This is a genomic window from Variovorax sp. LjRoot290, assembly GCF_964253985.1.
Taxonomy (GTDB): Bacteria; Pseudomonadota; Gammaproteobacteria; order Burkholderiales; family Burkholderiaceae_C; genus Variovorax.
The window spans coordinates 570,825-587,864 of record NZ_CAXURW020000001.1 but is presented as its reverse complement, the minus strand read 5'-3'; the positions used below and the strand labels follow the sequence as shown (position 1 = coordinate 587,864).

The 17,040-nt window shown below is 67.7% G+C and carries 14 protein-coding genes; 7 read left to right on the top strand and 7 right to left on the bottom strand.

Annotated elements, in window-relative coordinates:
• Positions 1 to 73 precede the first annotated feature (73 nt).
• Genes purU through ACSQ9A_RS03070 form a run of 4 tightly spaced genes read left to right on the top strand, consistent with a single transcriptional unit; the run spans position 74 to position 3,505 of the window.
• Positions 74 to 919 carry a formyltetrahydrofolate deformylase gene (purU, locus tag ACSQ9A_RS03085; RefSeq protein ID WP_093105164.1) on the top strand — a complete coding sequence of 282 codons (846 nt, stop codon included), beginning with the start codon at positions 74 to 76 and terminating at the stop codon, positions 917 to 919.
• A 13-nt stretch (positions 920 to 932) separates the two neighbouring features.
• Positions 933 to 2,408 (top strand): FAD-linked oxidase C-terminal domain-containing protein, encoded by a 1,476-nt coding sequence (locus ACSQ9A_RS03080; RefSeq protein WP_436302644.1) that lies wholly within the window; start codon positions 933 to 935, stop codon positions 2,406 to 2,408.
• Positions 2,409 to 2,425: 17 nt separating this feature from the next.
• A complete protein-coding gene (locus ACSQ9A_RS03075; RefSeq protein ID WP_093105159.1) occupies positions 2,426 to 2,776 on the top strand; it encodes a CidA/LrgA family protein in 351 nt (116 codons plus the stop codon).
• Positions 2,777 to 2,779: 3 nt separating this feature from the next.
• On the top strand, positions 2,780 to 3,505 hold the full coding sequence (locus ACSQ9A_RS03070; protein ID WP_436302643.1) for an LrgB family protein: 726 nt from the start codon (positions 2,780 to 2,782) through the stop codon (positions 3,503 to 3,505).
• Positions 3,506 to 3,546: 41 nt separating this feature from the next.
• Here the strand turns inward: ACSQ9A_RS03070 and ACSQ9A_RS03065 are convergent, their stop codons facing one another.
• The 4 genes from ACSQ9A_RS03065 to ACSQ9A_RS03050 form a co-directional block, all read right to left on the bottom strand.
• Positions 3,547 to 3,963, bottom strand: coding sequence for a YXWGXW repeat-containing protein (locus ACSQ9A_RS03065; protein ID WP_093105154.1), 417 nt, complete (start codon positions 3,961 to 3,963; stop codon positions 3,547 to 3,549).
• Between the two features lie 119 nt (positions 3,964 to 4,082).
• Complete coding sequence (locus ACSQ9A_RS03060; protein WP_436302642.1) at positions 4,083 to 5,363, bottom strand: SGNH/GDSL hydrolase family protein; 1,281 nt, start codon at positions 5,361 to 5,363, stop codon at positions 4,083 to 4,085.
• Positions 5,364 to 5,427: 64 nt separating this feature from the next.
• Complete coding sequence (locus tag ACSQ9A_RS03055; RefSeq protein WP_436302641.1) at positions 5,428 to 8,724, bottom strand: carboxyl transferase domain-containing protein; 3,297 nt, start codon at positions 8,722 to 8,724, stop codon at positions 5,428 to 5,430.
• Positions 8,724 to 10,343, bottom strand: coding sequence for an AMP-binding protein (locus ACSQ9A_RS03050; protein WP_436302640.1), 1,620 nt, complete (start codon positions 10,341 to 10,343; stop codon positions 8,724 to 8,726). Before ACSQ9A_RS03050 ends, ACSQ9A_RS03055 begins: the two co-directional genes overlap by 1 nt.
• A 74-nt stretch (positions 10,344 to 10,417) precedes the next feature.
• Here ACSQ9A_RS03050 and ACSQ9A_RS03045 point away from each other — a divergent pair, with 74 nt between their 5' ends.
• From ACSQ9A_RS03045 to ACSQ9A_RS03035, 3 genes are all read left to right on the top strand, one after another.
• Positions 10,418 to 11,074 (top strand): TetR/AcrR family transcriptional regulator, encoded by a 657-nt coding sequence (locus ACSQ9A_RS03045; RefSeq protein ID WP_436302639.1) that lies wholly within the window; start codon positions 10,418 to 10,420, stop codon positions 11,072 to 11,074.
• 30 nt (positions 11,075 to 11,104) lie between these two features.
• A complete protein-coding gene (locus tag ACSQ9A_RS03040; protein WP_436302638.1) occupies positions 11,105 to 12,355 on the top strand; it encodes a branched-chain amino acid ABC transporter substrate-binding protein in 1,251 nt (416 codons plus the stop codon).
• A 98-nt stretch (positions 12,356 to 12,453) separates the two neighbouring features.
• Positions 12,454 to 15,672 carry a bifunctional cytochrome P450/NADPH--P450 reductase gene (locus ACSQ9A_RS03035; RefSeq protein ID WP_436302637.1) on the top strand — a complete coding sequence of 1,073 codons (3,219 nt, stop codon included), beginning with the start codon at positions 12,454 to 12,456 and terminating at the stop codon, positions 15,670 to 15,672.
• Positions 15,673 to 15,683: 11 nt separating this feature from the next.
• Here the strand turns inward: ACSQ9A_RS03035 and ACSQ9A_RS03030 are convergent, their stop codons facing one another.
• The 3 genes from ACSQ9A_RS03030 to ACSQ9A_RS03020 all read right to left on the bottom strand — a co-directional run bounded on the left by ACSQ9A_RS03030 (position 15,684) and on the right by ACSQ9A_RS03020 (position 17,022).
• Positions 15,684 to 16,076: an iron chaperone gene (locus tag ACSQ9A_RS03030; protein WP_436302636.1), complete on the bottom strand. Its 393-nt coding sequence runs from the start codon at positions 16,074 to 16,076 to the stop codon at positions 15,684 to 15,686.
• A gap of 13 nt (positions 16,077 to 16,089) precedes the next feature.
• Positions 16,090 to 16,458: a VOC family protein gene (locus tag ACSQ9A_RS03025; protein WP_093105462.1), complete on the bottom strand. Its 369-nt coding sequence runs from the start codon at positions 16,456 to 16,458 to the stop codon at positions 16,090 to 16,092.
• Positions 16,459 to 16,794: 336 nt separating this feature from the next.
• The gene (locus ACSQ9A_RS03020) at positions 16,795 to 17,022 is read right to left on the bottom strand and encodes an addiction module protein (RefSeq protein WP_436302635.1); all 228 of its coding nucleotides are present in this window, start codon (positions 17,020 to 17,022) and stop codon (positions 16,795 to 16,797) included.
• Between the last annotated feature and the right edge of the window lie 18 nt (positions 17,023 to 17,040).

Sequence of the window (17,040 nt, the reverse complement as noted above, 5' to 3'; positions counted from 1 at the left end):
AGGCGCTGAAGGTGAGAAGGGCATTTTGGCACCGGCTGCGTTGCCCGGCAGCCCTGCGACAATCTCCGCCCTTATGACCCCCGCGTACATCCTCACCCTTTCCTGCCCCGACCGCACCGGCATCGTCCATGCCGTCTCAGGCTTTCTGCTCGAGCGCGGCGGCAACATCGAAGAAGCGGCGCAGTACAACGACCACGGCACGGGCCTGTTCTTCATGCGCGTGCGCTTTGCCTGCGACCAGAGCGAAGCCGCCTTGCGCGAGCAGATCGCCGGCCTGGCCCAAAGCTTCGACATGCGCTGGAAGCTGCACGCCGCGGCCGAGCCGATGAAGACCGTGATCCTGGTCAGCAAGGAAGGCCATTGCCTCAACGACCTGCTGTTCCGCTGGAAGAGCGGCCTGCTCGCGATCGACGTGCGCGCCATCATCTCGAACCACCGCGACTTCTACCAGCTGGCCGCCAGCTACAACGTGCCCTTCCACCACATCCCGGTGACGGCCGCGACCAAGGCCCAGGGCGAGGCGAAGCAGCTGGAGATCATCGAAGCCGAAGGCGCCGAGCTGGTGGTGCTGGCGCGCTACATGCAGATCCTCAGCAACGAGCTGTGCACCCAGCTGGCCGGCCGCGCCATCAACATCCACCATTCCTTCCTGCCCAGTTTCAAGGGCGCCAAGCCCTACTACCAGGCGCATGACCGCGGCGTGAAGCTGATCGGCGCCACCGCCCACTACGTGACCGCCGACCTCGACGAGGGTCCGATCATCGAGCAGGACGTGGAACGCGCCGACCACACCGACACCGTCGAAGACCTGACGGCGCGCGGCCGCGACACCGAGAGCCAGGTGCTGGCCCGCGCCGTGAAGTGGCACAGCGAGCACCGCGTGCTGCAGAACGGACACCGGACGGTGGTGTTCAAGTAGTAGAGTCTTTTCCATGAACGCGCTCCACGCCTCCGAACGCCAGCCGCAGGTGGTGCGCGCGCTGCAGGCCCACCTGCCGGCGCATGCGCTGATCTGGAACGCCGAGGACACCACGCCCTACGAGTGCGATGGCCTCACCGCCTACCGCCAGCGGCCGCTGGCCGTGGCCTTGCCGGAGACCGAGGCGCAGGTTGCGGCCGTGCTCAAGACCTGCCACGCGCTCGGCGTGCCCGTCGTGGCGCGCGGCGCGGGCACCGGGCTCTCGGGCGGCGCGATGCCCAACGCCGTCGGCGTCACGCTCTCGCTGGCCAAGTTCAACAACATCCTGAAGATCGACCCGGTCAGCCGCACCGCGGTCGTCCAGTGCGGGGTGCGCAACCTCGCGATCAGCGAGGCGGCCGCGCCTTTCAACCTCTACTACGCGCCCGACCCTTCGAGCCAGATCGCCTGCACCATCGGCGGCAACGTGGCCGAGAATTCGGGCGGGGTGCACTGCCTCAAGTACGGCCTCACGCTGCACAACGTGCTGCGCGTGCGCGGCTTCACCGCCGAAGGTGAGGCGATCGAGTTCGGCAGCGAGGCGCTCGATTGCGCGGGTCTGGACCTGCTCGCGCTCGTGATCGGCAGCGAAGGCATGCTGGCCGTGACCACCGAGGTCACCGTCAAGCTGGTGCCCAAGCCGCGGCTCGCGCGCTGCATCATGGCCAGCTTCGACGACGTGCGCAAAGCCGGCGATGCGGTGGCGGCCGTGATCGCGGCCGGCATCATCCCGGCGGGTCTCGAGATGATGGACAAGCCGATGACGGCCGCGGTCGAGGACTTCGTGCGCGCCGGCTACGATCTCGACGCCGAAGCCATCCTGCTGTGCGAATCCGACGGCACGCCCGAGGAGGTCGAAGAAGAGATCGGTCGCATGAGCGCCGTGCTGCGCGATTGCGGCGCCACCGCGCTCTCGGTGAGCCGCGACGAGGACGAGCGCCTGAAGTTCTGGAGCGGCCGCAAGAACGCCTTCCCGGCCTCGGGCCGCATCAGCCCCGACTACATGTGCCTCGACTCGACCATCCCGCGCAAGCGCCTGGCCGACATCCTGCTCGCGATCCAGCAGATGGAGAAGAAGTACAACCTGCGCTGCTGCAACGTGTTCCATGCCGGCGACGGCAACCTGCATCCGCTGGTGCTCTTCGATGCCAACGACCCCAACGAGCTGCACCGCTGCGAGCTCTTCGGCGCCGACATCCTGGAGACCAGCGTCGCGATGGGCGGCACGGTGTCGGGCGAGCACGGCGTGGGCGTAGAGAAGCTCAACAGCATGTGCGTGCAGTTCACGGCCGAGGAGAACGAGCAGATGTTCGGCGTCAAGCGCGCCTTCGATCCGGCAGGTCTGCTGAACCCCGGCAAGGCCATTCCCACACTGCAGCGCTGCGCCGAGTACGGCCGCGAAGTGGTGCGCGGCGGGCGCGTGGCGCATCCGGACCTCCCTCGCTTCTGAATGAGAAGGCACGCACGATGAACGGCTTGCGCGGCCTGGCCTGGCTGCTCGTGTTCCAGTCGATCGGCGAAGTGCTCTCTCGTGGCTTGTCGCTGCCGCTGCCCGGGCCGGTACTCGGCTTGATGTTGCTGCTCGGCGCGCTCTACTTCCCCGCGGTGCGCGAGCCGGTGGCCGAATGCGCGAGCTTCATGCTCGCGCACCTGTCGCTGCTGTTCATTCCGGTCGGCGTCGGTGTGATGACGCATCTCGCGCTCCTCGGCCAGTACGGTGGGCGCATGCTCTTCGTCGTCGTGCTGTCGACCTGGATCGGGCTGGCGGTGACCGTGCTGGTGCTCCACGGATTCAACCGCAAGAAGAACAAGACCTGAGCCGTGCCGCGCTTCGTCGAACTCTGGATCTATCTCTCGGCCACGCCGCTCTTCGGCCTCACGGCCACGCTGGTGGTCTACCTGCTGGCAAACGCGGCCTACGCGAAGCTGGGCAGCGCGCCCTGGGCCAACCCAGTGCTGTGGTCGGTGATCGCGCTCGCGGGCGGGCTGCTGGCCACGGGCGTGGACTACCCGAGCTACTTCGCGGGCGCGCAGTTCATCCACTTCCTGCTGGGTCCGGCGGTGGTGACGCTGGCCTGGCCCTTGTGGCAGCGGCGCGCCGAACTGCGCGCGCGCTTTGGCCGCCTCTTGCTCGCGGCGCTGGCAGGCGGCGTGGCGGCGGGCGGATCGGCCGTCGCGCTGGGCTGGGCGGTGGGCCTGCCGCACGACGTGGTGCTCTCGCTCGCGCCCAAGTCGGTCACGGCGCCGGTGGCTATGGGCATCTCGGAAAAGATCGGCGGCATTCCGGCGCTGTCTGCAGTGTTCGCGGTGCTCACCGGCATGATCGGCGCGCTCTCGGGGAAGTACCTCTTCGACGCGCTGCGCATCGGTACCGATGCCACCGGCTATGCGGCGCGCGGCTTTGCGCTCGGCACCACGGCCCATGGCATCGGCGCGGCGCGTGCGTTGCACGTGGATGCCGATGCGGGCGCGTATGCAGGCTTGGCGCTGGGCATGCAGGTGGTGCTGGCTGCGTTGCTGATGCCGCTGGTGTTCCGGATGCTCTAGAAAGAAAAACGCCCGGCGAGGCGGGCGTTCTTCCTGGCTACTCAATTTCTGTTCGGATTGTTGGGCCGGCTGTCGTAGCGATTGGGCACGCCGTCGTTGTCGCGGTCGCGGTCGTAGCGGTTCGGCACGCCGTCGCGGTCGCGGTCCCAGCGGCCGCGGTTGTATTCCCAGCGGCCATCGCGTTCACGCCATTCCGGCGCACGGTAGGCATAGCCGGATCGTGCGCGAACCCATCCGCCGCGAACCCAGACATGGCGCCCACCATGCCACTCGTAGTGGCCGGGCGCCCACACATAGCCGCGGCGCGGCGGCGGCATGCGTTCGGAGCGCGGCGGCGGTGGCGGCGTCTGGATGATGACCGCGGGCTGGGCCTGCGCGGTGGTCGGTATCGTCACGGCGGCGCCCACCGAAAGAAGGGACGCGGCGCCCACGGCCAAGGTGACAGCAAGTTTTTTCATGGGGGGGCTCCTCATGAGTTGTTGGAGCCTTCATCGTCCCCGGCCGATGTGAAGCCCGTGTAAGCCTCACGCGAAATCTTGTGTAAAGCTGTGTCGCCTCTTGCTGCCTGCCGAAGGCGCTATTCCCGCAGTTCGCGCACGTCGATGGCATCCGCCATCGCGGCATAGCCGGCGTTGCCGGGATGCAAGTGATCACCCCCGTCGTGGAGCGGATCGAGCGCCGCCGGATCGGCCGGATTGCGCAAGGCCCGATCGAAATCCACCACCGCATCGACGTCCTGGCGGCCGCGGATCCAGCGGTTCACCGCCTGCCGGCGAATCTCCTTTTCCTCGCTCCAGGAGACCGCGCCCTTGAAGGGCGTGATGGTGCCCAGCAGCACCTTCACGCCCTTGGCATGCGCCTCCTCGATCAGCTGCTGCAAAGCGGCCGTGATCTGCTCGGCGCTGGGCGGATGGAACACCGGCGCGAGCCCCTGTACCGCGATGGGCAATCTGAGGCCGATGTCATTGATGCCGATCAGGATCACCGCATGCGTGACGCCGCTTTGCGCCAGCACGTCGCGCCGGAAGCGCTCGATGCCCCGCGGGCCGACGCCATCGGTGAGCAAGCGGTTGCCGGCGATGCCGGCATTGATCACCGCCACGGACCCGGCACTGCCGGGCTGCTCGCGCATGCGCGTCGCGAGTCGGTCCGGATAGCGCGAGGGCAGCGCCTGCCCCTCGCCGGCACCCAGGCCTTGGGTGATGGAGTCGCCGAATGCGACCACCACGCGCGGCGCGGCCGGGCTGGCGACGTCGAGGCCGGTCACGATGTGGTTCCATGACGACGGCGTTGCATTGCGCCACTTCGGCTGCATGAGCGCAGGCCCCGGCACCATCGATGTGCTTCCAAGATGATGCACGGTCGCGAAGGACGTGCGCGCCTCGACCTGAAAGCTCACCGCCACGGCCTGCCCGGGCTCGACACCGAGCCGTGCGCCATCGCTCCAGAGCTCCTCGCCCGGAGCGATCGTCGCGCTCGCCAGGCCACCGAAACGCAGGTCTTGCAGCGTCGCCGGCGACACCGCATCGGGGCCGGTGCTGCGCGCCACGCTGGCGCCGACGATGCGCAAGGGCTCTTTGCCGAACAGGTTGGAAAAGCGAACACGCACACGCTCGCCGCCCAGCGTCGGCAACACGCGCAGGCGCAGGGTCTGGCCGTCGATGACAGGGGGCGGCGCACCCGCCGGCGAAGTCTGGATGCCGGGGAGCGCGGGCGCCTTCAGGTAGTCCTGCGGCGCGGCGGCCCAGCTGGCGACCCAGCGAATGGCGGGCACTGCCCGCGGCTGGGCCGGCAACGCGACGGGCAGAAGGCTCAGCAGCAGCGCGGTGCAGGCGACGAATCGTGAAACCAGGTTCATGCGCAAAAGCACCCCAGTTTACGGAGCCTTCGCGGCCCCCGTGTAACTCAGGGCCTTGCGCGCCTCACCAGGTATCGACGTAGGGCGCGACCGAGTGCTGTGCAGCAGCGGACGATGCCAGCCCGCGCACCAGCCAGGCGCGCGTGTCGGCGGGGTCGATCACCGCATCGATCTCCAGCGTCTGCGCCATGTGGATCGCTTCGCCGTTCGCATACTGCTGGGCCACCAGCTTCTTGAACAAGGCATCGCGTTCCACGCCCTCGGCCGCGGCCTCGAGTTCCTTGCGGAAACCAAGCCGCACCGCGCCCTCGAGCCCCATGGCGCCGAATTCGCCCGTGGGCCAGGCCACGGTGAAGACCGGCGCATCGAAGCCCCCGGCCGTCATCGCCTGCGCGCCCAATCCATAGCCCTTGCGCAGCACCACGGCGAAATAGGGCACGCGCAGGTGCGAGGCCACCATGAACATCCGGCACACGTGGCGCACTTGCGCCTCGGCTTCGATCTCGGGCCCGACCATGAAGCCCGGCGTGTCGCACAGCGCGACCAGCGGCAGGCCATGCGCGTTGCACAGCTGCATGAAGCGCGCGGCCTTGTCGGCCGCTTCGACGTCGATCGCGCCGCCGAGATGGTGCGGGTTGTTCGCGAGCAGGCCCACGGGCTTGCCCTCGATGCGCGCCAGCGCCGTCACGATGCCGGCGCCGAAACCGGCGCGCAGCTCCAGCAGCGAGCCGCTGTCGGCCACGCCGCGCATCGCGGCGCGCACGTCGTACACGCGCAACCGGTTCTCGGGCACCGCATGGCGCAGCGCACGCGGATCGGCGCACTGCCAGTCGCTCGTCGGCCCCTGGAAGTAGGAGATGTATTGCTTCGCCGCGGCGACCGCATGCGCTTCGTCCTTCACCAGGATGTCGATCACGCCGTTGCGCGACTGCACGCTGCTGGGCCCGATCTGTTCGGGCGCGAAGGTGCCGAGGCCACCGCCTTCGATCATCGCGGGTCCGCTCATGCCGATGTTGCTGGCCTCGGTGGCGATGATCACGTCGGCGCAGCCGACCAGCGCCGCGTTGCCCGCGAAGCAGCGGCCGTGCACGATGCCCACCACCGGCACCTTGCCCGACAGCGCCGCGAACTGGCTGAACGTGTGGTTGTTGAGGCCGGCGACGATGGGCATGTCGGTATCGCCCGGCCGCCCGCCGCCGCCTTCGGCGAACAGCACCACCGGCAGCTTCAGCTGGTGCGCAATGCCCAGCATGCGGTCGGTCTTGTGGTGGTTGCGCATGCCCTGCGTGCCGGCCAGCACCGTGTAGTCGTAGGCCATGACCACGCAGCGCGACCTCTCGGGGCCGAACTGCTTCGCGTTGATGCTGCCGATGCCGGTCACCATGCCGTCGGCCGGCGTGTTGGCGATCAGGTCTTCGAGCGTGCGGCGGCGCGTCTGTGCGGCGATGGCGAGCGCGCCGTATTCGGTGAAGTTGCCGGGGTCCTCGGCCAGCTCGCACAGGTCCGCGATGTTGGCGCGCGCGGTGCGGCCACCCTGCGCGTGGCGCTTCGCGACCGCGGCGGCGCGGTTGGCGTCGAGCGTGGGCGCATGGCGGTCGATCACCTTCTGCAGGTCGGGCCGGATGGCATCGAGATCGTGCTCGGCGCGCGCCTCGGCCTCCACGGCCTGCGCATCCACCGCTTCGAGCCGCACCAGCGACTGGCCCTCGACCAGGTAGTCGCCGGGCACGGCCAGCAGCGCAAGCACGCGGCCGGCCGCGGGCGCGTGCAGCAGATGCTCCATCTTCATCGCCTCGAGCACGCCGAGCTGTGCGCCGGCCGGCAGGACGTCGCCGACCTCGACCTCGAACTGCACCAGCCGCGCGGGCATCGGGGCCTTGATCACGAGGTCGTTTTCCTCATCCTCCTGCGGCACGGCCACGTCGTTCGTGCCAGCAACGGGCCCTGCCGACTTCGCCGCATCGATGTGCACGGCCGCGGCGAGCAGATCCGCCAGATGCTCTTCGACGAAGCGCGTGTGCACCTTCTGCGTCGCGAACTCGGGCCGCGCTCCGATCGCGCGCAGCAGCGCCAGGTTGGTCGTCATGCCCTCGATGGCGCATTCCCCGAGCGCGCGCAGCGAGCGCCGCAGCGCGTCGGCGAAGCTCGGCGAGGACGAATGCACGATCAGCTTGGCGAGCAGCGTGTCGTAGTGGGGCGAAGGCGCGAGGCCCGCGTAGCCGTGCGTGTCGACACGCACGCCGGGACCGGCCGGCAGGTCGAAGCGCGACAGGATCCCGCCGGACGGCCTGGCGTTGCTCTCTACGTCGAGCGTTTCGGCATTGATGCGCCATTGCACCGCGAAGCCGCGCTGCGCCGCGCTTCGATTCGCATCGATGCCGAGCGCGGCCAACGGCTGCCCGGACGCGACCGCGATCTGCAACTGAACCAGGTCGAGCCCGGTGACGGCCTCGGTCACCGTGTGCTCGACCTGCAACCTCGGATTGGCTTCGATGAAGACGAAAGGAAGATTCTTCGACTGCTCGTCGACCAGGAATTCGAAGGTGCCCAGCCCCTCGTAGTCCACGGCCTGCGCCATGCGCAGCGCCGCCTGCGTGATGCGCTCGCGCAGCGCGGACGAGAGCGAAGGGCTCGGCGCGATCTCGACCAGCTTCTGGAAGCGCCGCTGCAAGGTGCACTCACGTTCGCCCAGGCTGGCGACCGCGCTGCCGTCGCCCAATACCTGCACCTCGATGTGGCGCGCATTGCGCATCAGCCGCTCGACATAAACGCCCTCGACGCCGAAGGCCGCCTTCGCTTCGGACACGCAGCGTGCATGCGCTCCCGGCAGATCCGCCGCGTTCAGCACGGCCCGCATGCCGCGACCGCCACCACCGCCGATGGCCTTCACCATGACGCCGGCACCCTCTGCCTGCTGCGCGGCAAAGAAGGCCTGCGCTTCGGCCAGCGTCACCGCGCCGGCGCTGCCCGGCATCACAGGCACATCGCACTGCTCCGCCAAAGCACGCGCACGTGCCTTGTCGCCGAAGAGGGCAAGCTGCTCTGGCGTCGGGCCGATGAAGCGCAGCCCGGCCTCCGCGCAAGCCTGCGCGAAGTCCGAGCGCTCGCTGAGGAAGCCGTAGCCGGGATGGACCGCATCGCAGCCCTGCTCGCGCGCGATTGCGATCAGCGCCGCAATGTCCAGATAGGCCGAGGGGCCCGTGGTGCCGAGCGCGATGGCCGTGTCCGCCAGTTGAACATGCAGCGCATTCGCATCGTCTTTCGCATGGACGGCAACGCTTTCGATACCCAGGTCGCGCAGCGCGCGCATCAGGCGCACCGCGATCTCGCCGCGATTGGCAATCAGAATTCTTCGGAACATCAGGGTTGGTCTTTCAGCAGCCGGCGCAGCACCTTGCCGGCACCCGTGGTGGGCAAGGCATCGATGAAGCGCACCGCGCGCGGCGCCTTGTAGCTGGCCATGTTCTCGCGCGACCAGGCGATCAGCGCATCGGCGTCGAGCTCCAAGCCCGGCTTCTTCACGACGAAGGCCTTGACCACCTCGCCCTTCTCCGCATCGGGTTGCGCGACGACCGCGGCCAGCGCCACCGCCGGATGCTTGATGAGAATGGTCTCGACCTCTTCCGGAAACACGCTGTAGCCCGAGACCTTGATCATCTCCTTGAAGCGGCCGATGAACGTGAGATAGCCGTCGGCATCGAGCTTGCCCATGTCGCCGGTGTGCACCCAGCCCTTGCGCAAGGTCGCGGCCGTGGCCTCGGGCTTGTTCCAGTAGCCCTTGAAGGTGCCCGGGCTCGTGAGCACGATCTCGCCGACCTCGCCCACCGCCTTGTCTTCGCCGGTGTCGGCATCGACGATGCGGATCGTGACGCCCGGCACCGCGACGCCCTGCGTGCCCCAGCGCGGCGCGTGGTGCGGCGTGTAGGTGTCGCAGGTGTGGGTTTCGGAGAGGCCGTAGGCGGCTTCGAAGGAGGTGCAATTCTTCGCGAAGCCGCGCCATTGCGCAGCCAGCGGCTCGGTGAAGGTGATGCCGAAGCTCGTGACCGGGTTCATGCGCAGGCTAGCCAGATCGAAGCGCGTGATGCCTTCCACCTGCATGCAGGCCACGTTCATCGGCGCGATGCTGTACCACCAGTTGACCTTGTAGCGTTCGATGGCCTGCAGCACAGCGCGCGGCTCGAAGCGGTGCAGCAGCACCGAGGTGGCGCCGGTGAGCACCGGCACGTCGACCCCCATCAGCATGCCGGCGATGTGATAGAGCGGCGCGATCGACAGCAGCACGTCGCTCGCGGCAACGCCGTTGCAGTCGGCGGCGGCGCGCGTCTTGAAGAGCGCATTGCCGTAGCTCAGCATCGCGCCCTTGGGCAGGCCGGTGGTGCCGGAGGTGTAGGTCATGAGCGCAATGTCGTCCATCGACAGCGCGACCGGCGAGGGGCGCGCACCGCTTTGCATCACGGCGAGGAAATCTTCGCAGCCCGCCGGCACGTTGCGCGGCTCGCGCTGCGTCGCAGCGAGGTCAGCCGGGAGGTCGAGCGTCGGGTCATCCGGCAGCAGGTCGGCGTAGTGCACCACGAACACATGTTCCAGCGCACTCGCCGGCTTCACCTTGTCGACCACCGGCAAGAGCGACGAAGCCGCGACGATCACGCGCGCCTTCAGGTCATTGACCTGGTAGGCCAGCTCATGCTCCTTGTTGAGCGGCCCGCTCGGACACACGATGGCGCCGATCTTCTGGATGCCGAAGTGCGCCGCCAGGTACTGCGGGCAGTTGTTGAGGAAGAGCACCACCGGATCGCCCTTCTTCACGCCGATGGCCTGCAGCCGCGCCGCGAAGGCATCGCTCGCGGCATCGAGCTCGGCGTAGCTCATCGTGCGCCCGTACCAGATGCAGGCTGCGTGATTCCCACGCTCGCGCGCATGGTTGCGCAGGTACTCGTGCAGGGGCTGCTGCGGGCGGTCGGGAAGCGCGGTTGTCTCCATGGCGTCAGTCTCACAGGGTTATCGATAGGGCTGGCCGCTTGCCATCGCCGCATGGTGCTCCAACAATCCTACCCATGGGTATAACTTCGGCGACACCGCACAAACCCCACCTGCCGCAGGGCACCGGTCGCCAGCGCGCCGCGACGCAATCGACCGACGCGCAGCGCGAGCGGATCCTCCAGGCCGCGACCGACCTCTTCGCGCGGCAGGGCTACGCGAACACCACGATGGCGCAGATCGTGCGCGCGCTCGGCGTGACCAAGCCCTTCGTCTACTACTACTTCCGCGACAAGCAGGAGATCTTCGAGACGCTCTCGTGGCGCCCCACGGTCGACTGCTTCACCTCGCTGGACTTCGCCGACGGCGACGAGCGCCCTGCGGTCGAGAAGGTCAAGGAAGGGATCGAGCGGCTGATCCGCGCCACCGTCACGCACCATCCCTGCGCCTTCTTCCCTTATCGCGAACCGCAGGTCTACCGCCCCGAGTACATCGCCGCGCAGAAAAAGCTCGCGCACCACTTCTACGACCGGCTCTTTCCGCTGCTCGAGGAAGCCCGCAGCGACGGCGACCTGGACTTCCAGGACACCCGGATCACGGCATTCGCCGCGCTCAGCCTGCCGGGCTTTCTCTACAGCTGGTACCGGCCCGACGGCCGTCTTTCCCCCGACGAGGTGATCGCCCAGTTGTCGAAGCTTGCATGGCGCGTGCTGGGCCTGCGCACAACGACCTGATCCTCACCGACGACCCCAAGGAGACAACGCATGATTTCCCTTCGCCTCGCGCCCCTCGCGTTGGCAATGCTGGCCGCATCGGGCCTCGCATCGGCCCAGCAGACCTACAAGATCGCCTACATCGACCCGCTCTCGGGCCCCTTCGCGAACGTCGGCGAGCTGATGCTCACGCACATCCAGTACGCGGTCGAAGACCTCAATGCCAAGGGCGGCGTGCTCGGCGGTACGAAGCTGCAGCTGCTGCAGTTCGACAGCAAGCTCTCCGCGCAGGAGAGCCAGAGCGCGCTGCAGGCCGCCATCGACCAGGGCGCGCAGGTCATCATCACGGGCGGCTCGGGCTCTTCGGTGGTGACGGCGCTGGTGCAGTCGGTGAACCGCTGGAATCAGCGCAACCCGGGCAAGGAACTGCTGGTGCTCAACCATTCCTCGATCGATCCTGAGATGACCGGCAAGGGCTGCAGCTTCTGGCACTTCCAGACCGAGGCCAACACCGCAATGAAGATGAAGGCGCTGGCCAACTACATCAAGAAGACGCCGGACATCAAGAAGGTCTACCTGCTCAACCAGGACTATGCGCACGGCAAGCAATGGGCCAGCTACGGCCGCCAGCTGGTGGGCCTGGCGCGGCCCGACGTCCAGTTCGTCGGCGAGGCGCTGCATCCCATCGGGCGCGTGAAGGACTTCTCGCCCTACCTCGCGAACGTGCGGCAGGCCGGCGCCGACACGGTGATCAGCGGCAACTGGGGCCAGGACATGACGCTCTTGCTCAAGGCCGCGGGCGACGCCGGCTACAACCTGCGCTACTTCAATCACAGCGCCGGCTCCGTGCCGGGCACCGTGCTCGCGGTGTCGCAGGCCAAGCTGGGCCAGCTGACCTGGGTGGCCGAATGGCATCCGGGCGAGGCCGACACGCCCAAGGCCGATGCGCTCGCCAAGGCCTACAGGGCCAAGACAGGCAAGGACTTCCTCGCGCCGCGCATCGAGTTCACGCCGCGCCTGCTGGCGGCCGCGATCAACAAGGCCGGCAGCACCGATACCGTGAAGGTCGCGCGCGCCCTCGAAGACCTGAGCTTCGACTCGGTGGTCGGCCCCGTGCGCATGCGCGCCGAGGACCACCAGTTGCTGCTGCCCCAGGTCGTCAACACCATCGCACCGGTGGACGGCAAGACGGTCAAGGTGGGCTGGGAAGGCACGAACTATGGTTTTCGCACCGACGCGGTCTACACCGGCAACGAGCTGGCGCAAGGCACGGAATGCAAGATGGTCCGACCTGCCTTCTGATGCCCTCGCGCTAAGGGATAGCCCTGCCTGCCGCGCGCAGCGGCATCGAGATACTGCGATGTCGCACGCAACGGGCTGACCGGAGGCATCAGAACACCATGGCAGGCAAGAACGCGCTCTACCCGATCCCGCATCCGGCGAAGAAACCCTTCGTCGGCAACATCCTGTCGATCGGCTCCGACTCGCCGGTGCTCGACATGTGGAAGATCGCGCAGGAGCTCGGCGCCATCTACTGGCTCGACATGCCGGGCATGCCGGTGATCGTGGTGTCCTCGGCCGCGCTGGTCGACGAGCTGTGCGACGAGAAGCGCTTCGACAAGAGCACCAAGGGCACGCTGCGCCGGCTGCGCGCGCTCTCGCACGGCCTCTTCACCTCCGACACGCACGAGGCGACCTGGTCGAAGCCGCACAACATCCTCTTGGCCAACTTCAGCCAGCGCGCGATGCAGGCCTACCACCCGATGATGTTGGACATCGCCGAGCAGCTCGTCACCAAGTGGGAGCGGCTCAACTTCGACGAAGAGGTGGACGTGGTGCGCGACATGACCGCGCTCACGCTCGACACCATCGGCCTGTGCGGCTTCGGCTACCGCTTCAATTCCTTCTACCGCGAGGGCTTCCACCCTTTCGTCGACGCGATGGTGCGCACGCTCGAGACGGTGCAGAACCGGCGCGGCATCCCGCTCGAGGAGCTGATGCTCAAGAAGGAGCTGGCGCAGCAGCGCAAGGACATCCGCTTCATGCACAAGATGGTGGAAGACATCATCCAGGAGCGGCGAGCGAGCGGCGCCGACATCGCGACCAAACCCGACCTGCTGAGCTACATGATTGCCGGGGTCGACAAGAAGACCGGTGAGCGGCTGGACGACCGGCAGATCCGCGACGAATGCATCGAGTTCCTGATCGCCGGCCATGAGACCACCAGCGGCCTGCTGTCCTTCGCGATCTACTTCCTGCTGAACAACCCCGAGGCGATGGCCAAGGCCCAGGCCGAGGTCGACAACGTGTTCGGGTCCGACCTCTCGGTGAAGCCCAGCTACGCGCAGGTGAACCGCCTGGTCTACGTGCTGCAGGTGCTCAAGGAATCGCTGCGCATGTTCCCGACCGCGCCGGCGATCGCGATGGCGGCGAAGGAAGACACGACCATCGGCGGCCAGTACACGATCAAGAAGCGCAACATGGTCATCATGCATGCGCTCGCGCTGCACCGCGACAAGACGGTGTGGGGCGAGGATGCGGAACGGTTCAACCCCGACCACTTCAGTCGCGACGCCGAGCGCGAGCGGCCCGTCAATGCCTTCAAGCCCTTCGGCAACGGGCAGCGCGCCTGCATCGGGCGGCAGTTCGCGCTGCAGGAGGCGGTGCTCACGCTGGGCATGATCCTGCAGCGCTTCACGCTGGTCGATCACACGGGCTACAAGCTCAAGATCAAGGAGGCGCTCACGATCAAGCCGGAGGGCTTCAAGATCAAGGCGCTGCTGCGCGATCCGGCCACACGGCCGCGCGGCGAGGCCTCCTCGCAGTCGGTGCAGGCCGCGGTCGAGCGCCCTGCCGCCGCGAAGCCGCAGGCCGCGCGCCACGGCACATCGCTGCTGGTCCTTCAGGGCTCCAACCTCGGCACCGCCGAGGACTTGGCGCGCCAGCTGGCCGAGGCCGGCGAGATGCGCGGCTTCTCGACCCAGCTCGCCTCGCTCGACGACTATGCGGAGCGGCTGCCCGCGAACGGCGCCGTCGCCGTCGTCTGCGCCTCCTACAACGGCGTGGCGCCCGACAACGCGGCCGAGTTCCATCGCTGGCTCGACAAGGCCGACGACTCGCTCAACGGCGTGCGCTTCAGCGTGTTCGGCTGCGGCAACACCGACTGGGCCTCGACCTACCAGGCCGTGCCTCGGCGCATCGACGAGCGGCTCGCCGCGCTCGGCGCGACGCGCGTCCACGCACGCGGCGAAGGCGATGCGCGCGAGGACATGGACGGCGCTTTCCAGGACTGGAGCGATGCGCTGTGGCCGCAGCTCGTCGCGGCCTTCGACCTCAAGCAGGGCGACTACACGCCGGCGCAGAGCGAGCCGCTCTACACGCTCGAGGAACTGCCGCCGCCGCAGAAGAACGCGCTGGTCGACGCTCTGGGCGCCGTGGGCATGCGCGTGATCGAAAACCGTGAGTTGCAAAGCGCCGGCAGCAGCGATGTCGAAGGACGCTCGACACGGCACGTCGAACTGCAGCTGCCCGAGGGCGTGAGCTACCGGCCCGGCGACCACCTGAGCGTGGTGCCGCGCAACGGCCCGGCGCAGGTGGAGCGCGCGATGGCGCGCTTCGGCTTCGACCGCAAGGCGCATGTGCGCCTGCAGGCGCAACCCGGGCGAAAGGCCGCGCTGCCGGTGGACCAGGTGATCGCGGTCGACCGCCTGCTGGGCGACTACGTCGAGCTCCAGGACGTAGTCACGCGCAAGCAGATCGCCCAACTCGCGGCGCACACCGAATGCCCCTTCACGAAGCCGAAGCTGGCGGCGCTGTCGGGCGCCGACGAGGCCTCCGCGGCGCTCTACAAGAGCGAGGTGCTGCAAAAGCGCAAGTCGGTGCTCGACCTGCTGGAAGAGTTTCCGGCCTGCCAAGTGCCGTTCGCCGTGTTTCTGGAAATGCTGTCGCCGCTCTCGCTGCGCTACTACTCGATCTCCTCATCGCCCTCGGTCGACAGCGGGCGCTGCAGTGTCACGGTGGGCGTGGTGGCGGGCCCTGCGCGCTCCGGTTTCGGCCAGTTCGAAGGCGTGTGCTCCAACTATCTCTCGCGCACCGAGGCCGGCGAAATGGTGCATGGCGTGGTGCGCGAAACCACGGCCGAGGGCTTCCGCCTGCCCGACGACCCGCAGCGTCCGATGATCATGGTCGGGCCGGGCACCGGCCTCGCGCCCTTTCGCGGCTTCCTGCAGGAACGCGAGGCGCAGATCGCCAAGGGCGCGACGCCAGGCAAGGCCATGCTCTTCTTCGGCTGCCGGCATCCCGATCAGGACTTCATCTATGCCGACGAGCTCAAGAGCTGGGCCGAGCGCGGCGTGGTGCAGCTCCACACCGCGTTCTCGCGCGCGGGCGACCGCAAGGTCTATGTGCAGGACCGCATCCGCGAGCAGTCGGCCGAGGTCTGGCGGCTGCTGGAACAGGGCGCGATCGTCTACGTCTGCGGCGACGGCTCGCGCATGGAGCCCGACGTGCGGCGCGCGTTGTCGGACATCGCGCGCGAGCATGGGCAGGACGGCAACGCCTGGCTGGACAGGATGATTGCCGAGAAGCGCTATGTGCTGGATGTGTGGGCGGGGAACTGAAGTCGCGATGATCAGCTTCGCCGCTTCCCCACCTTCGCGCTTGCGTTGGCCAGGTTCTGCTTGACCCTGAGTTTCACGATCCGCTCGATCAGCCCGTACGGCATCGGCTGGTCGAGCGGGAATCGCAGGTTGCCCTTCTCCCCCGCGTAGACGGACACGGCCTTCTCCAGCCGCGCGTCGCCCCGCACCGGCGGATAGAAGCCGATGTGCTTCTTGAAGGCCGCGAAGTACGCCAGAACACCGCCCAGCGTGAAAGCGGGGATCTGGTAGCTGATCGTCTCCTCGGCGTCGGGTGCGGCCTTCCTGATCGTCGTTCGTATCTCTTCGAGGATCGCCTGCACCTCGGGCGAAAAGGCCGCGATGTACGCGTCGATGTTCTTCGGCGTCGTCCGGGTCGTCGCCATGCTGTGCGGAAGCTCAAGCCTCCGGCGCGTGGCACACGGCCTCGACGTTGTGCCCGTCGGGACCGATGACGAAGGCGCCGTAGTAGTTGGCGTGATAGTGCTCGCGCAGCCCCGGCGGGCCGTTGTCCTTGCCCCCTGCGGCGAGCGCTGCGTCGTAGAACCGACGGACCTGCTCGCGGTTCTCGGCCGCGAACGCGATGTGAATGGGACCCGGGCTGCTGCCGAACGAGCCGATCCAGAACTGGGGTCTGCCGGGGCGGCCGAGCATGACCCAGCCTTCACCGTCCATCGCGACACCGATGCCGAGCGGCGCCAGCGCCCGGACATAGAAGGCCTTGCTGGCCTGCAAATCGCTCACATTGAAGCCGATGTGATCGAAGATCATGGCCCACCTCCATCGTGGTTCGTCCCAAAATGATGTCCGAACGCACGGACTATCGTCTCGCTCCACCGTAGTTGGGCTTTCGGTGCTGATGGCGGACGATGAGGATGCGAATATCGGAATCGAGCTGACGATACACGACCGTGTAGGGAAATATTCGCAAGGGGAAAGGCCCTGCGCCCGCTCGCGGTCGGCGTGCCGAAGCGCGGATGCTCCACCAACAATTCGGCAACACGCTCGAACTCGGCGAGGAAGCGCGCCACGAACCCGCGCGCTCGGAGTAAAAATCCAGAATGCCCGCGAGATCCTGCACGGCGCCTGGATGCAGAGACCAGGTCACCGCGAAAGGTTGGAGCGCAGCTGACCCATGGCCTCGTGCCCAGGCACGGCCGCGACAGCGCCGGAACTCAGTTCAGCTTCCCTTCTGTTCGCCTCGCGTTCCCAAGCCTCTTCGACTTCAGGATCCGGATCAAGACTCGCGATGAGCCGCTCGAGAAGATGTGACCGATCGGAAGGATCAAGCTTCAGTACCTCGGCTTCAAGGGCTTCCAGGTCGGTATTCACGCTGATCTCCTGGTGGAA

Bases quoted from the DNA above. Each gene is read 5' to 3' on its own strand.
- purU (WP_093105164.1), top strand. From the start codon at position 74: ATGACCCCCGCGTACATCCTCACCCTTTCCTGCCCCGACCGCACCGGC.
- ACSQ9A_RS03080 (WP_436302644.1), top strand. From the start codon at position 933: ATGAACGCGCTCCACGCCTCCGAACGCCAGCCGCAGGTGGTGCGCGCG.
- ACSQ9A_RS03075 (WP_093105159.1), top strand. From the start codon at position 2,426: ATGAACGGCTTGCGCGGCCTGGCCTGGCTGCTCGTGTTCCAGTCGATC.
- ACSQ9A_RS03065 (WP_093105154.1), bottom strand. From the start codon at position 3,963: ATGAAAAAACTTGCTGTCACCTTGGCCGTGGGCGCCGCGTCCCTTCTT.
- ACSQ9A_RS03060 (WP_436302642.1), bottom strand. From the start codon at position 5,363: ATGAACCTGGTTTCACGATTCGTCGCCTGCACCGCGCTGCTGCTGAGC.
- ACSQ9A_RS03055 (WP_436302641.1), bottom strand. From the start codon at position 8,724: ATGTTCCGAAGAATTCTGATTGCCAATCGCGGCGAGATCGCGGTGCGC.
- ACSQ9A_RS03050 (WP_436302640.1), bottom strand. From the start codon at position 10,343: ATGGAGACAACCGCGCTTCCCGACCGCCCGCAGCAGCCCCTGCACGAG.
- ACSQ9A_RS03045 (WP_436302639.1), top strand. From the start codon at position 10,418: ATGGGTATAACTTCGGCGACACCGCACAAACCCCACCTGCCGCAGGGC.
- ACSQ9A_RS03040 (WP_436302638.1), top strand. From the start codon at position 11,105: ATGATTTCCCTTCGCCTCGCGCCCCTCGCGTTGGCAATGCTGGCCGCA.
- ACSQ9A_RS03035 (WP_436302637.1), top strand. From the start codon at position 12,454: ATGGCAGGCAAGAACGCGCTCTACCCGATCCCGCATCCGGCGAAGAAA.
- ACSQ9A_RS03030 (WP_436302636.1), bottom strand. From the start codon at position 16,076: ATGGCGACGACCCGGACGACGCCGAAGAACATCGACGCGTACATCGCG.